Annotated in this window: 9 protein-coding genes, 1 tRNA gene and 1 pseudogene; 8 read left to right on the forward strand and 3 right to left on the reverse strand. The window is 46.2% G+C overall.

The genetic code is table 11. From position 1 onward, the window contains the following. Nucleotides 1-9: 9 nt before the first annotated feature. Both Q0986_RS18435 and trmB read left to right on the forward strand, forming a co-directional pair. Nucleotides 10-83, forward strand: a tRNA-Arg gene (locus Q0986_RS18435). 66 nt (nucleotides 84-149) lie between these two features. Then, complete coding sequence (gene trmB / locus Q0986_RS18440) at nucleotides 150-794, forward strand: tRNA (guanosine(46)-N7)-methyltransferase TrmB (RefSeq protein ID WP_299414049.1); 645 nt, start codon at nucleotides 150-152, stop codon at nucleotides 792-794. Here trmB and Q0986_RS18445 read toward each other — a convergent pair. Together Q0986_RS18445 and Q0986_RS18450 are read right to left on the reverse strand one after the other, a co-directional pair. After that, a complete protein-coding gene (locus Q0986_RS18445; protein ID WP_299414052.1) occupies nucleotides 791-2,083 on the reverse strand; it encodes a glucose-1-phosphate adenylyltransferase in 1,293 nt (430 codons plus the stop codon). The genes trmB and Q0986_RS18445 overlap by 4 nt on opposite strands. Nucleotides 2,084-2,168: 85 nt before the next feature. Next, entirely contained in the window at nucleotides 2,169-3,566 is a 1,398-nt protein-coding gene (locus Q0986_RS18450) for a 1-acyl-sn-glycerol-3-phosphate acyltransferase (RefSeq protein WP_299414056.1), read from the reverse strand. An 82-nt stretch (nucleotides 3,567-3,648) separates the two neighbouring features. Between Q0986_RS18450 and Q0986_RS18455 the strand changes: the two are divergent. Beyond that, nucleotides 3,649-4,353 (forward strand): annotated as a pseudogene (locus Q0986_RS18455) (RibD family protein). A 1,085-nt stretch (nucleotides 4,354-5,438) separates the two neighbouring features. On the opposite strand, the gene Q0986_RS18460 reads toward Q0986_RS18455, so the two are convergent. Then, a complete protein-coding gene (locus Q0986_RS18460) occupies nucleotides 5,439-7,505 on the reverse strand; it encodes an EAL domain-containing protein (RefSeq protein ID WP_299414059.1) in 2,067 nt (688 codons plus the stop codon). Between the two features lie 1,103 nt (nucleotides 7,506-8,608). Here Q0986_RS18460 and Q0986_RS18465 point away from each other — a divergent pair. From Q0986_RS18465 to Q0986_RS18485, 5 genes are all read left to right on the forward strand, one after another. After that, nucleotides 8,609-11,494, forward strand: a complete 2,886-nt coding sequence (locus tag Q0986_RS18465; protein WP_299414062.1) for a PAS domain-containing protein — start codon at nucleotides 8,609-8,611, stop codon at nucleotides 11,492-11,494. Further along, a complete protein-coding gene (locus Q0986_RS18470) occupies nucleotides 11,494-11,916 on the forward strand; it encodes a response regulator (protein WP_299414065.1) in 423 nt (140 codons plus the stop codon). The genes Q0986_RS18465 and Q0986_RS18470 overlap by 1 nt, the downstream gene beginning before the upstream one ends. Then, nucleotides 11,913-13,412, forward strand: a complete 1,500-nt coding sequence (locus Q0986_RS18475; RefSeq protein WP_299414068.1) for an ATP-binding protein — start codon at nucleotides 11,913-11,915, stop codon at nucleotides 13,410-13,412. Before Q0986_RS18470 ends, Q0986_RS18475 begins: the two co-directional genes overlap by 4 nt. A gap of 242 nt (nucleotides 13,413-13,654) precedes the next feature. Beyond that, entirely contained in the window at nucleotides 13,655-14,356 is a 702-nt protein-coding gene (locus Q0986_RS18480; protein ID WP_299414071.1) for a RibD family protein, read from the forward strand. 89 nt (nucleotides 14,357-14,445) lie between these two features. Then, on the forward strand, nucleotides 14,446-15,165 hold the full coding sequence (locus tag Q0986_RS18485) for a response regulator transcription factor (protein ID WP_299414074.1): 720 nt from the start codon (nucleotides 14,446-14,448) through the stop codon (nucleotides 15,163-15,165). Nucleotides 15,166-15,346 lie beyond the last annotated feature (181 nt).

A 15,346-nucleotide genomic window follows, 5' to 3' on the forward strand; every position in this document is an offset into this window, starting at 1 on the left:
ACGCTTCTAGGGCTTGTAGCTCAGTGGACTAGAGCACGTGGCTTCGGACCACGGTGTCGGGGGTTCGAATCCCTCCTGGCCCGTTCTTGATCGTCAACCCAAGCTAGACCCTTGGGTTGGTTGTTGGTTTTAAATCGTCAATTACATTTATGGGTGTTAGAGTCCGGCAGCATGTCAATCCGCTCAGCCTCAAATTCCAGCATGCCATTGCCCCTCCCAACTGGTCTGCCATCTATGCCAACCCCAACCAGCCCTTATTTCTAGATATTGGCTGTGCCCGAGGGCAATTTCTGTTGGGAATGGCCCAACTCCAGCCCCACCACAATTTTTTAGGTATAGAAATTCGCCAGCCCCTGGTTCAATCCGCCAACCAGCAGCGAGAGACCTTGCAGCTGCATAACCTGCATTATCTGTTTGGCAATATTAATCGGTCCCTAACGTCTTTATTGGGACCCAACTCCCTCCAAGGGGCGACTATCCAATTTCCCGATCCGTGGTTTAAGCGACGGCACCAAAAGCGCCGAGTTGTGCAGCCTGAATTAGTGGCAGCGTTGGCGATTTGTATACAGCCCGGTGGTTTTGTCTTGATTCAGTCAGATGTCCTAGAAGTGGCGGCAGAGATGCGCGATCGCATCGCCGAACAGCCTGCCTTTCAGCCCACTCGTTCTCCAGAGGACTGGCTGCAGGACAATCCGCTACCGGTCCCCACGGAACGGGAACAACTTACCCTTTCCCAAGGATTACCCGTTTACCGATCCCTATTTCGCCGTGCCGACGAACGTCCCCCATCCTAGATAATCGTGTTATCAGGAATAACGGCATTCTTGAGCACAACCGTAATCCCACTGCGGATATAGAATCCCTGGTCTTCCCGGTTGGACTCTTCAACATTGTCCTTATTGATAATTTTGACGTTGCGGCCAATATGGGCATTTTTATCGATAATGGCCCGGCTGATTTTGGTATTTTCACCAATCCCCACTGGCACTGTCGTACCTCCAACTTCAGCGGCTCGCTCAGCAAAGGGTTGGTAATAGTCCGCCCCCATAATCAGAGCGTTGTCGATGGTGCATCCTGATTCAATCCGCGATCGCACTCCTAAAACGGAATGGTTAATCTGGCAGTTCTTGAGAATACAGCCATCCCCAATAATCGATTCCGTCACGTGGCAATCTAGCAGCTTACTAGGCGGCAAATAGCGAGAACGGGTGTAAATGGGCGCTTCTTCGTCATAAAAGCTAAAGGGAGGCTGAGGCTGGCGCGTCAGTGCTAGATTGGCCTCAAAGAATGCGGCAATCGTCCCAATATCTTCCCAATAATCGTTAAAGAGGTAGGCTTGAACGTTGTAATCTTTGGCCGAGGTGGGAATAATCTCTTTGCCAAAGTCTGTGGATTCTGGATATTTGCGTAGTAAATCAACCAGCACCTCTTTCTTGAACACGTAGATTCCCATCGAGGCAATAAACGGTTTTTCCTTGGCCTCCTCGGCCGTTAATCCCAGGGTTGTGGTATCCACCTTCATGGCTTCCAGCGCGTCCCCTTCCGGTTTTTCGCTAAAATCTACCACTCGACCCGCATCATTGATTTTCATCAGTCCAAAGCTAGAGGCCCGTTCGTAATCAATGGGCAGCACTGACAAAGTAATGTCCGCCTGAGTTTGGCGATGGCGTTCAATAAAAATCCGATAGTCCATCCGGTACAGATGATCGCCCGAAAGAATCAGAAATTCGTCCACATCCCGCCATTCCGACAGCAGCCAAATATATTGCCTGACTGCATCTGCCGTGCCCTGAAACCAATTGGGATTTTCTGGCGTTTGTTGGGCCGCTAAGACTTCTGCAAACCCATCACTAAAACTAGAAAAGTTATAGGTTTGGGACACATGGCGATTCAGGGACGCGGAATTAAACTGCGTCATCACATAGATCTTGTTGATCTCGGAGTTAATACAGTTACTCATGGGGATATCAATCAGGCGATACTTGCCTGCCAAGGATACGGCTGGCTTTGCCCGTGGTTTAGTCAAAGGGTACAGCCGTGTTCCGGCACCCCCACCCAAAACAATTGCGAGAACTCTTTTCATACAAATAACCCCTTCACTGCCAATCGCGTCCACACTCCAGTGTCGGACGGTCTGTTGCAGTTGACAAGGGCAAAATAGTTAAGCACTACGGTTCCCTAGCACTCATTTCCTCTAGGGCGGCCTGAATCGTCTGGGTTAAGTCGTCAACCGCCTGTCGGGCACCTCGCCGATTCTCCTGATAGACGGGCCATCGCTCAGTCACAGAAATCGGGTCGCCAATCGTCATTTTCAAAGCTTGTGGCCCTAAAGTAGGAGGATTATGGGGACGCCCACCTTGAATATAGGTCATAATTTTCCACAGGATTAAAATAACTTCCGCAAAGCGATCGCCTGTGGGCTTTGTCAAAATATAGTTGCCGCTGACCATCGTTAAACGTTCCACCAAACGCATATGGCCAATCCTCAAGCTTGCCTCTTGGGCGACCCAATCGGCCATACCCCGCTTTAGGGGCGTGAGTTGATCCAAATCCTGGCGATAAATCCGATCAAACCCTGCTTGCTCCAACCGCCGACAGCGATCGACCAAATTACCTTTGGCAGGCAGGCCAAAAAAGGCTTCAGCAACTTGCAAGGCAATATCAAGTTGCTGTTTGAGTTGGAAAGCTAATTTTGCATTGCGATCCGTACAGTCCTCGGGCGGATCGGCAGGCGACTCAAGCTGATAGTACTGGCGATAAAACGCATTCACTTCTGCCAAAAGATGCTCACCCAACCGCAACACTCGGCCATACAACCGATCCGCTTGCGGATCGGCCAATAGATGGGGAACAGGCCCCGATGTCGCCGACAACCCCATTTGCGTTTCCAGCTGATCCATCAGATCCTTGAGGGCCTCCCACGGGGGAGACACATAGCTGTAGCGAATATTCAAGGGAACGATAACGACAGATTCAGAACGTCCAGCTTTCAGGAGATCTTCCACACACCAAAAGCCCAGTTGAGCGACACCAGGTTCAAGGGGACTGACGATTTCATTATGTTCGTTGGTACCACCCTCTGGTGAGACGGCGATCGGATAGGGGCTATTGGCAAATAAATCACGAGCTGCTCGTAACCCAGTCCGATCCGCTTTGCCTCGCAAAATCGGCGTGCCGCCTAATCGAGGGAATAGCCAGGAGACAAATGAACCGGCCCATAGGGGAATACCGCGATCATAGATAAAGTGGCTGTAGGTTGGGGTTTTGAAACGAATCCCAGCCTTACGAGCCTCTTGAGGCAACAATCGCCACAGCATGTTAGACATGGCAAAGGGATCCTTGGTGCTAGGATGCCGGAACGCCATCAGAAACCGGACGTTGCCCGCTTGAAATTCCTGGTACAGTTTGACCAAGACCGCCAGATTCTCAGCCTCGGCAGAGGTAATCGATAGCTTCCACGGCATCCAGAGCGGCAACAAAAACCGCACGGTTTCCACCACCATAGGATTGAGAGACTGCGGTATAAAGGCTAAGGGGGGTTGAGCTTGGGGAACAAACTGAGGCAACGATACACACGTCCTATGGCGTTACTGTTGATCACCCTACCCTACTTGACCTGTTTTTTTATCATGGATAGAGTGTTCCATTATGGTGGAGGCACGTCCGCCTCGTCCGCAGACAATGGTGGTATTAGCGATGAGTGCAGATGGGAAGATCGCCGATGCCCAACATTCTCCGCCAGCATTTGGATCCGCCGCAGATTATGCCCATTTGGAACACCAGATCGCGGCAGCAGATGGCATTTTATTTGGGTCAGCCACCTTAAAAGCTGGGGAAACGGCCATGCGAGTGGTGACCCCGGACCTTATTTCTGCTCGCTTGAAGCGGGGACAACCTGAACAACCCGCCCAGATTGTCTGCACGCGTTCTGGTGATTTGAGTCCAACCCTACGTTTTTTTCAACAAGCCGTTCCGCATTGGTTGGTGACGACTGAACAGGGTGCCGACGCTTGGCACGGCAAGCCCCATTTTGAGTAGATTTTTGCGTATGAAACCGCCAATCATGGCATCGATTGGGCGAAAACCTTACAAGCCATGCTGTCTCTAGGAATTAAAAAAATTGCAGTTCTAGGGGGTGGGCAAATTGTGGCGGCATTGCTAGCGGTTGATTTGATTGATGAACTTCATCTAACGGTTTGCCCACTATATACTTGGGGGACGGCTACTCCCACGCCTGTTGCAGGCCAAGGTTGGCTGCAAGCAGAAGCACCTGGGTTAGAATTACTGTCTGTTAAGCAAGTTGGGCATGAGTTATTCCTGCACTATCGACGTCGGCGCAACATCAACAACTAATTTCGAGTTTTATTCCATGGGTAGAATAGGCTAGAACCAATACCCTACAAAGCATTCCAACGACACGAATCAAAATGGCTCCAGCCTTTTGTTTGATGTTCAATTAGGAGTGTAAATGCCTCAAACTCGGTCCCATAAATGGATTTCAATATTCTAGACACCAGCGTTATCCATGGGGATAGGACGACTACTGTAGCCAAGAAAGGAGGTGACAATCTGGGTTTCAATGGATATAAACATATGAAGGGAGACAAGGTGGTGGCCTTATGCGATGGTCAAAGACCGACCTTCGGTCATCGCCACTGTAATGTAATCTCTCCATTTGTAACTGCCCCAGGTAACCAGAATGAGTCATCACTTAGGACATCACTTTCACAAGTGATGAGTACAGTGCGAACAGTAGGCATAGAATTGGCCCAGACTATCGTCAGTTTGGATGGTGCATACGATAGTTGCGATAATCGAAAAGCCATTTTTAATCGAGGGATGGTGTCGAATATCAATGAAAATCCACGGGAACGAAAGACATCAAAGCATTTGAGGATAAAATCAAGCGCTTATTGCGCTTATTGCTCCGGTTCAAACGGATCAGTGGGTTGCATTACGCCTGGAAGAGCTTAGCTTAAATGATGATCAATCTCCGGCATTTTTGCCAAGGTTAGTCTTAACTTGCATTCCATAAATTCCAGAGATCCTTGAACAAAGGATCTAGCTTGTCCTGCTGAGAAAATGGAATTATGGAGAGAATTCTCAACGTGGAGTAGTGAAATCACCTGCCTTCTCTTTTTCAGTTATTCATAATTGGGCATCAAAGCCAATATTGTGGGTCGGCTAGATAAAAACCCGAAACCAGTTGTTCGTGTCTCTATCTGAGAAAAGGATAAAGTTCATCAAAGGAGTCAGTGGACTCCAGGAATTATTTCAAGCTGTTTAACAATAATAAAGGCCAATTTTAGGGTACATCATGATAGTTTGGGGTAGTTGGACTAACCACTTCTGATAATTTTACTTTGATTCCCTCAAACCATTTCAGAGTAAGAAAACTCGAAAAATTTTACAGGTAAACCCAATAAACAGTGCCAGATCTAGAACGTGTTATAAAGTATTCTATTTTCAATTTCATCTGCTGGGAGGGGTTCTGAGAAAAAGTATCCCTGGCCCAATTGGCAGTCAAGTTGTTTCAATAATGAAAGCTGTCTCGGCGTTTCAATACCTTCAGCAATAGTCACCAATCCAAGTTGTCTACTCAATGCAGTAATCGTATTGACAATTTGATAATCTCGTTTGTCTGCCTGCATCTGATTAACAAAAGAGCGATCAATTTTTAGATTGTCAATCGGCAATCGATTGAGATAACTCAGAGAAGAATAACCCGTACCGAAGTCATCGATACTAATTTGGATATTGCGTGATTTTAATTGATTAAGAACATCGATTGTCTTCTCAAGATTATCCATCAACATACTTTCGGTGATTTCAATGGTGATTAATGCACCTTCTAATTTTTTCTCAGTCAACAAAATATCAATCTCTTGAATTAAGCTAGGTTTTCGAAAATCTTTAGCCGATAGGTTAATGCTGACCTTTAGAGATAAACTACGGGGAAATTTTTTCTCCCAATAGTTGACTTGCTGGCAAGCCTGCCTAATAACCCAACCATCTAGAGGGATAATCAATCCAGTCTCTTCCGCAATTGGAACAAATTGGGTTGGGGAAATGAGGCCATGGATAGGATGTTGCCAACGGACTAAAGCCTCAAATCCCATAAGCTGATTATCGAATAAATCAAATATGGGCTGGTAGTGTAAAACAAATTCCCCTTGTTCAAGAGCTTTACGAAGATCTGTCTCTAGGGTTAGGCGATTGAACGCCTTGATATACATGGCTTTGTTGAAAATCTTGTAAGCATGATTCTCATCTTTTTTAGCCTGATACATCGCAATATCAGCATCGCGGAGCAACTCTTCAGCTTGGAGGTAATTCTCTGTCTCAAGAACAATACCAATACTGACACTTGAAAAAATTTTCTGCTTATTAAAATCAAACGGAGTCTGGCATTCTTTAATAATACGGTTGACGATTTCGATGACGGTTTCTTCGCTGCTGCTCTCCTCCAGAAGAATCACAAACTCATCTCCACCTAAACGCGCAACCATATCAGTGTTGCGCAAATGAATTTTCAATCTTTGAGCAATTCCAATTAGGAGCTTGTCTCCTATCAAATGCCCTAAACTATCATTAATGACCTTAAACCGATCCAGATCTAAAAATAAAACTGCATAACGATAATCTTCATACCGCTGTGCTTTTTTAATCGCAAGATCTAGCCGCTCCAATAAGAGTGCTCGATTCGGTAGATTCGTGAGGGGATCATGAAGCGCATTATGAGCAATATGGGGTTGCGCCTGTTTGAGTTCACTAATATCCCGACAAACAACAATTAACGTCTCATTCTCTGCGAGAGACAGAGAAACGCCCTGGACAAACGTTGAGCCATCTTTGCGCCGGGCAATCGTTTCACCTTGCCATGCTTGCTCCTGCTCCAGGACTGGAAAGATCTCATGCCGAAATCGGGTTGCCTCTTCTACGGAATATAGACTGTCCCAGCTCTTACCTAATAGCTCTCCAGAATGCTCATAGCCAAACAGGTTGAGATAGGCTGGGTTCGCATAAAGATAAATATCATTGAGCAAAATCGCGATACCATCAATCACAGCTTCAATGGCGACCTGTTGGCGTTTTAAGATCACTTCAGCTTGACGGCGATCTTTGCGAATTTGTGCTTCTCGCACTTCACGCCTCACGGCCTCTGGCAACCGAGTGAGGTTATCTTTCATCAAATAGTCGTGGGCACCTGCCTTTATCATCTCCACAGCCACCTGCTCGCCAATCGCCCCCGAAACCACAATAAAGGGGATATCAAGCTGGCTTTGTTGAACAGTTTCTAGGGCTATAGGTGCCTCTAATCCGGGTACGCAATAGTCCGCAATAATCACATCCCAGGTACTATTTTCTAGCTGAGTATGGAGTGAATTAACGGTTTGGATTCGCTGTGAATTAAGCTGAATATCATTGTTCAGCAATTCGCGAACGACCAACTTGGCATCATCCTCTGAATCTTCAATAATCAGAATATTGAGGCACTCATCCATCGTTACGACCCTTCAGACACCGCTTTTTCAATAAGCCAGTGAGTTTTTTAAAAGAGGGCTATTATCGATAATTTTGTATATAGGAAGGATGGTATATGTATCTTATTCACGTCTATCTTTAAGTTTATTCCTCTGAAATAATTGCCTGAAAAATAGCATGTAATTTACAATCTACAGATAACATTAAATAGTAAATCAATATTGACATTCTATTGTAAGGATTCGACAAAAATGCTTATATTTTGGCTGCAATTTAATTAGCTAAATTCTATTTTTATTTTTCGCTGGGAGTGATTAATATCCTTCGATTCACATCTTTATTCAAATAAATAATTTTACAAAGTACCACTCAATATTAGACCATTGATAATACACTATAGTCAATCAATTTCTACTACAGTATCTAATTCTCTAGCCATTAAAGGCAGCCACTATTTTAACTGCTTTTTTGTTTATAGCTGTGAGCATGTCGATGGTCAAAGGAGACATAAAAAACTCACCACTCAAGTTTCTCCTGAACTTTTTCAAGATGCCTATCGATGGTATGAGCTTGAGGTCTTTAGGATTGAGGAATAGGGTGTTGACTTAGGATTTGAGACAGTTCTAGGTGTTTTTCGACCACGAGTCACTCGGAGGAATAAGTAGCTTTCTAGCAAAGGCATTTCCTAGACGATATCAAGTCGTGATATCCTAAATAATTTTTGAGGAGAGTAAAAATGTTCTGCCATTTCGCCTGTCATGGCACAGAAATTGATTTGCAAATGTCTGAGTCTTGTGGTTATTGTTATCAGGCAGTGCTTGACGACCTCAGCACTTTTTCTTAAGCCGCCATGATAGAAAAGATAATAGAGGAAGTATGTCGTCTTAGTTTGCAAATATACATCCTCATCAAAGAAGGCTTTTCCAGCCTTGTTTTCACTCATCACAATTTTGGGGTTCCAGAATTGATACATCTGCAGAGGTAACCTGTTCCCGATACTAGACTTATATCCATAAAAACGACTAAGTTAAACTAAGTATTTATAACCTAGTAACCAATGTGATTAACTGAAAAATTTGTCTAGTGATAAATCACTACTTTTCACTGGCGCGTATTGGGGGGCATGATGAATTGGAATTTGATGAGCAATGCTATTCTCGCCTATATTCCCCATGGACATTGCTATTTCTGGAATGGCGAACTCATCTCTCTTCATGTGGCTTCTGATGCTTTAATTGCAGTCGCCTATTTTTCGATTCCCTGTACCTTGGGGTATTTTGTTTCCAAACGCAAAGACCTGCCCTATCCTTGGATCTTTGCCCTGTTCGGGGCTTTTATTATTTCCTGTGGCATCACCCATATTTTGGAAATTTGGACCCTTTGGCATCCTACTTACTGGTTATCTGGGTCAGCGAAGGCTTTAACGGCTTCTGTCTCGATGTTCACGGCAGTTCAACTTTACTCAATAGCGCCCAAAGCTTTAGCCTTACGCAGCCCAGCTGAGCTTGAAGCGTTGAATCAATCCCTCAAGCGTGAAATTCTAGACCGTCATCAGGTGGAAGCAGAGCTTCAACAAAGCCAGCAATTGCTAGATAATTCTTTTAAATATGCGTTGATTGGTCAAGCTTTGCTCACCCCTGACGGGAACTGGATTAAAGTCAATCCTGCCCTTTGTAACATCCTTGGATATTCTGAAGCCGAACTATTAGCCACTAACTTCCGCAACATCACTTATCCAGAGGATTTAGAAGCAGATCAAAACCATAGCGACCAACTGTTATCGGGTGCAATCAACTCTTGCCAGTTTGAAAAGCGCTATATCCATAAGCAAGGCCATGTTATTTGGGCTGGGCTAAGCGTTACCTTAGTGAGGACTGCCCAAGACCACCCCTTAAACTTTATCGCTCAAATTGATGATATTACTCAACGTAAACAAGCTGAACAAGGCTTGAACAACCTGGTTGAACAGTTAGAGTTCACAGTGGATGAGCGCTCACGAGACTTACAAAAAGCGAATCAGAAACTGGAAAAGTTGCTCGCCCAATACAAAGACTTATATGACAACGCACCAGATATGTACGTCTCTGTGGATGCCCAAACCAGCAAGATCTTGCAATGCAACCAGACCCTATGCAATGTCTTGGACTTCCGTAAAAGTGAGATAGTGGATCGACCTATTTTCGAGGTCTACCACCCAGACTGTCGCCCACAGGTGCAGGTCGCATTTCAAACCTTTCTGGAAACGGGAGAAGTTAAAGATGCTCAACTACAACTCCAACGCAAAGACGGCAGTAAGTTAGACGTTAGCCTCAATGTCCGAGCGGTGCGGGATAAGCAGGGCAAGGTTCTTTATAGTCGCTCAAGCTGGCGAGTTATAACTGAGCGCAAGCAGCTAGAAGCTCAGTTACAGCAAGCGAATGCAGAATTAGAACAGCGAGTCCAAGAGCAGACTCAAGACCTACTTGTGGCCAATCAAGCCTTGAAAAAAAGTCAAGAACAACTAGAATTTTCCTTAGAAGCTTCTGGTGACGGTTGGTGGAACTGGCAAGTCCAAACTGGGGAAGTCTATTGGAGTCCTCTTTTTTACCAGATGTTGGGCTATGACGATGGTGAGCTCCCTGCATCTTACGACACTTGGGAACACCTAGTTCATCCTGAGGATTTACCCCGGGCAGTGGCTATCCTTGAATCTCATTTTCAAGATACTTCTGTCCCCTATGCCTACGATTATCGGGTACGAACCAAATTAGGAGAATGGAAATGGATTGCTAATCTGGGTAAGGTGGTGGAATGGGATGCTCAAGGACAACCTGTACGGATGGCTGGAATGCATCATGATATTAGCGATCGCAAGCGAGCCGAAGCAGAACGGCTAAAAGCCGAAAAGGCTGGTCAAGAATTAAAACTGTTGGAAAAGATTCTGGATGACGTCCTTGCGGGATATTGGGATTGGGATATTCCCAACCATCGTGAATATCTTAGTCCTGGCTTTAAGCGGATGTTGGGCTATCAAGATTATGATTTGCCCAATATTCCAGAAACTCGAAAAGAGCTATGCTTTTCAGAAGATCTGTCGGTGATGTTAGATTGCTTCGAGAAGCATGTCCAGAGTCGAGGCGAAATTCCTTTCTACCATGAAGGCCGGTACCATCATAAAGAAGGGCAAACTGTATGGATCCTGAGTTCTGGCCAAGTTATTGAGTGGGATGAGGGCGGACAACCCCTCAGGATGATCGGATGTCATCTTGACCTCAGCGAACGTATTTGGGCTGAAGAACAAAGTCGACAATATGCAGCCCAGCTAAAAGCTTCAAATCGAGAATTAGAAGCCTTTGCCTACTCGGTTTCCCATGATTTAAGAGCGCCTCTAAGGGCCATCGATGGATTTAGCCGAGCCTTACTCGAAGACTACGAAGATCGTTTCGATGAGGAGGCTACAGACTACTTCGATCGCATTCGTAAGAATGTGGCTCGAATGAGCCAGCTAATTGATGACTTGTTGAACTTATCGCGTGTCTCTCGGTCGAAAATTCAATATACCAAGGTCAATCTCAGCACATTAGCGCAAGAGGTCATCGATCAATTACAAGCAGGGGAGCCGGATCGACAAGTTGATGTTCAGATTGTACCGGATGAGATTGTCTCAGCGGATTCCATTTTGATGCGTGCCATCCTTACGAATCTGCTCGAAAATGCCTGGAAGTTTACCTGTCACCATACTACGGCACATATCGAGTTTGGGGTGACTGAACAAGAAGGCCAGCGGGTCTACTTTGTCCAAGATGATGGGGCAGGATTTGATATGACCTATAGCCAACAGCTTTTTGGCGTGTTCCAGCGATTACACAGTGCCCACGAATTCCCCGGCACCGGAATTGGGCTGGCTTCAGTACAACGGGCTATTCGTCGGCATGGCGGCTCAGTTTGGGCAGAGGCTGCCATTGAGAAGGGGGCCACCTTTTATTTCACGATTTCCCGTTCATATTCTCGCGATAGGAAAGAAAGATAATGGACACACCTCGTCCCATCTTACTCGTAGAAGATAATCCCGATGATGAGCGACTAACCCTGAGGGCATTGAAACGATGCAAGGTAACCAACCCCATTTTGGTTGCCCGGGATGGTGCTGAGGCGCTGGACACCCTATTTGCCGCTGATTCGCTTCCGGGACTGATCATCTTAGACATCAAGCTGCCTAAAATTGATGGGCTAGAGGTCTTGCGACGTATTCGAGACAATGAACGTACCGCACTACTGCCAGTCGTGATCCTGACTTCATCTAGCGAACAGCAGGATATTGTAGAAAGTTACCACTTTGGGGCCAACAGTTACGTGCGCAAGCCAGTTGAGTTTGAGCAGTTCATCTCTGCGGTTTCTCAATTGGGATTGTACTGGTTACTCGTCAGTGAGGCAGTCCCTGAAGAGCTATGATGAGCAATGAACCTCTCCATGTTCTTCTGATTGAAGATTCTGAAGATGATGCACGCTTGGTGATTCGTGAGTTGAAGCGGGGAAATTTCACACCCGATTGGCAACGAGTGCAATCTGAAGCCATCCTTCGCACCCAACTGAAAACGGCTGCATGGGATGTGGTTATTGCGGACTATCGTGTACCCGAATTAGAGGCACCTTTAGCCCTAAAAATTTTCCAACAAAGCCAGCTTGATATCCCTTTTATTGTGGTTTCGGGGGCGATTGGCGAAAAAGTGGCTGTGGAGATGATGAAAGCAGGTGCCCACGATTATTTAATGAAAGATGACCTCACTCGGTTGCCAGAGGCGGTCAGGCGAGAGTTGCGAGAGGCAAAAGTACGGCAACAGCATCGCAATGCAGAAATTCTGATCAGACGGCAGTTGGCGGCCATGGAAGCTGCCATCGATGGCATTGCCATTCTGCAAGCCGATCACCATCTTTATATGAATCACTCCTATCTGAAACTCTTTGGATATGACCAACTTGATGAACTCACGGGTCAGAGCTGGAAATGCTTATATCCGTCAAAGATGGTAGACCGTTTTGAAAATGAGATTTTTCCCAAATTGGAGTCAGCGCTGTCATGGCAAGGGGAAGCGATTGCAACCCGTAAAGACGGGACGACTTTTGTGCTGGAACTCTCATATACCCTTGCAGGGGGTGGAGAGCTGGTTGCCGTCTGCCGTGACATTACTGAACGGAAACAAAGTGAGAAGAAGCTCAAGCAATTGAATGCTGATCTGATGCGGTCTAACCAGGAACTCGAACAATTTGCTTATGTTGCGTCTCATGACCTGCAGGAGCCGTTGCGTAAAATTCGGAATTTTGCTGAATTACTGGCCCAGAATTATCAAGGTCAAATGGATGAGCGGGCGGATCGATATATCAGCTACGTCACCGAAGGAGCCACCCGCATGCAAGCTTTGATTAGTGATTTATTGAGTTTTTCTTGTGTGGGACGAGCAGTACTCAATCTTAAATCCACCTCTCTTGAAATGATCGTGCAGCAGATGACATCTGACTTAGAAACAGTTATTAGAACTCGAAATGCTGTTATTTCCTTTGAGAACTTGCCTACTGTCTTAGCTGATCCCACACGAATGCGACAGTTGCTGCAAAATCTGATCTCTAATGCCATTAAATATTGCCAAGCAGATGTTCCTACAGTGCATATTCGAGCAACTCACGACAATCATACTTGGATCATATCTGTTCAAGACAATGGTATTGGCATCGATCCTCAATATGCAGACCGCATTTTTGTGATTTTTCAGCGTTTGCACCATCAAAAAGACTATTCTGGAACCGGAATTGGTCTAGCTATCTGCAAGAAAATTGTGGAACTTCATGGGGGACAGATATGGGTGGACTCACAAGAAGGGCAAGGGTCAACCTTTTCCTTTACCCTGCCCGATAGTTACACTATTACATCCGCATCCCAGGCATCCTCTTGAGGATCTATGCCTTACCCATTGACCTTACCCCAAAAAAGTGGACAGATAAGCCAAGTGTGTCCCTTCACTGGGTTACCCCAACCAGGGGTCCGACAACGATTCGATACTGTTGGCAAATTCACTAGTCTCTAAAAAGAGAATAACTAACCAGAAGAGCGACTTTAATTAGGGCTTGCTGAAAAAGTCAAAAGTATTGATATCCCTCTTGTATTGTTTTTTTATTACGGATAGAGCGTTCTATTATGGTTGAGACACGTCCGCCTCGCCCGCAGACAACGGTGGTATTGGCGATGAGTGCAGATGGGAAGATCGCCGATGCCCAACATTCTCCGCCAGAATTTGGATCCGCCGCAGATTATGCCCATTTGGAACGCCAGGTCGCGGCCGCGGATGGCATTTTATTTGGGTCAGCCACCTTAAAAGCTGGGGAAACGGCCATGCGAGTGGTGACCCCGGACCTTATTGCTGCTCGCTTGGAGCGGGGACAACCTGAACAACCCGCCCAGATGGTCTGCACACGTTCCGGTGATTTGAGTCCAACCCTACGTTTTTTTCAACAAGCCGTTCCGCATTGGTTGGTGACGACTGAACAGGGCGCCGATGCTTGGCACGGTAAGCCCCATTTTGAGCAGATTTTTACGTATGAGACCGCCGACCATAGCATCGATTGGGTAAAAACGCTACAAGCCATGCTGCCTCTAGGAATTAAAAAAATTGCAGTTCTAGGAGGCGGGCAAATTGTGGCGGCATTGTTGGCTGTTGATTTGATTGATGAACTTTACCTAACGGTTTGCCCACTGCTACTTGGGGGAACCGCTACCCCTACGCCGGTTGCAGGCCAAGGTTGGCTGCAAGCAGAAGCGCCCGGGTTAGAGTTACTGTCCGTTCAGCAAGTTGAGCATGAGTTATTCTTACACTATCGACGCCGACGCAACAGCGCTTAAGGTGTCATTGGGCGATTTCTAAAGTTAAGGAACTGAATGAACGTTTAGGATCGTCCTAAGATGTCTTGTCATGTAGCTGACTTTTGCCCATGGCCCACATTCTGATCGTAGAGGATGAACCTCGGATTGCCTCCTTTATTGAGAAAGGCTTCAAGAGTCACGGTTATACCACCACTGTTGCTGAGGAGGCTGATGAGGCGCTGTCTTTAGCGCTAAGCGGCCTATTTGATCTATTAATCTTAGACTTGGGACTACCGGACAAAGATGGTCTAGAGGTGCTTGAGGAGCTTCGAGGACAGAGGGCAGAGTTACCCGTTATTATTCTGACAGCCCGAGATGATATTCAAGACAAAGTCATTGGCTTAGAAGGGGGTGCTGATGACTATATGACCAAACCTTTCCGGTTTGAAGAGCTGCTGGCGCGGGTGCGGGTGCGTCTACGGGTAGTGCCTGGTTCATCTCTAACATCAGAATCCCTAACGTTAATGGCCCATAATGTGATGTTGGATTTGCGTACCCGTAAGGCGAAGGTCAATGGCCAGTGGATGGAACTACCCGCCCGTGAGTTTATTTTGGCGGAGACTTTTTTCCGGCATCCGGGCCAAGTCCTCACTCGTCAGCAACTGTTGGACCGCGTTTGGGGATATGACTACGATCCAGGTTCAAACATTGTGGATGTTTATGTGGGCTATCTGCGAAAAAAATTAGGTAACAGCCTGATAGAAACTGTGCGTGGGGTTGGTTATCGACTCACTGTCAATGGCCATTCGAAGAACTCATGGGGACAATCTAAAAAATGGATGCTGTGAGCTAACGGCTCGGGCTTCAGTAGACGGCGATATGATTTGGCATCAATCATCTATCTCTACGTGAGTTCGACGAAGAAATAGAGCATGAGAAAAGGCTGGGGCATATATTTGCAGTATGTCGTACCGCTTTACCTCAGCCATGTCTATCAGCTTACCCCGCCTTGATGTGACCGAAATATTC

The sequence above is a fragment of the Acaryochloris sp. IP29b_bin.148 genome (assembly GCF_028285565.1).
Classification (GTDB): Bacteria; Cyanobacteriota; Cyanobacteriia; order Thermosynechococcales; family Thermosynechococcaceae; genus Acaryochloris.

Bases quoted from the DNA above. Each gene is read 5' to 3' on its own strand.
- trmB (WP_299414049.1), top strand. From the start codon at position 150: ATGGGTGTTAGAGTCCGGCAGCATGTCAATCCGCTCAGCCTCAAATTC.
- Q0986_RS18445 (WP_299414052.1), bottom strand. From the start codon at position 2,083: ATGAAAAGAGTTCTCGCAATTGTTTTGGGTGGGGGTGCCGGAACACGG.
- Q0986_RS18460 (WP_299414059.1), bottom strand. From the start codon at position 7,505: ATGGATGAGTGCCTCAATATTCTGATTATTGAAGATTCAGAGGATGAT.
- Q0986_RS18465 (WP_299414062.1), top strand. From the start codon at position 8,609: ATGATGAATTGGAATTTGATGAGCAATGCTATTCTCGCCTATATTCCC.
- Q0986_RS18470 (WP_299414065.1), top strand. From the start codon at position 11,494: ATGGACACACCTCGTCCCATCTTACTCGTAGAAGATAATCCCGATGAT.
- Q0986_RS18475 (WP_299414068.1), top strand. From the start codon at position 11,913: ATGATGAGCAATGAACCTCTCCATGTTCTTCTGATTGAAGATTCTGAA.
- Q0986_RS18480 (WP_299414071.1), top strand. From the start codon at position 13,655: ATGGTTGAGACACGTCCGCCTCGCCCGCAGACAACGGTGGTATTGGCG.
- Q0986_RS18485 (WP_299414074.1), top strand. From the start codon at position 14,446: ATGGCCCACATTCTGATCGTAGAGGATGAACCTCGGATTGCCTCCTTT.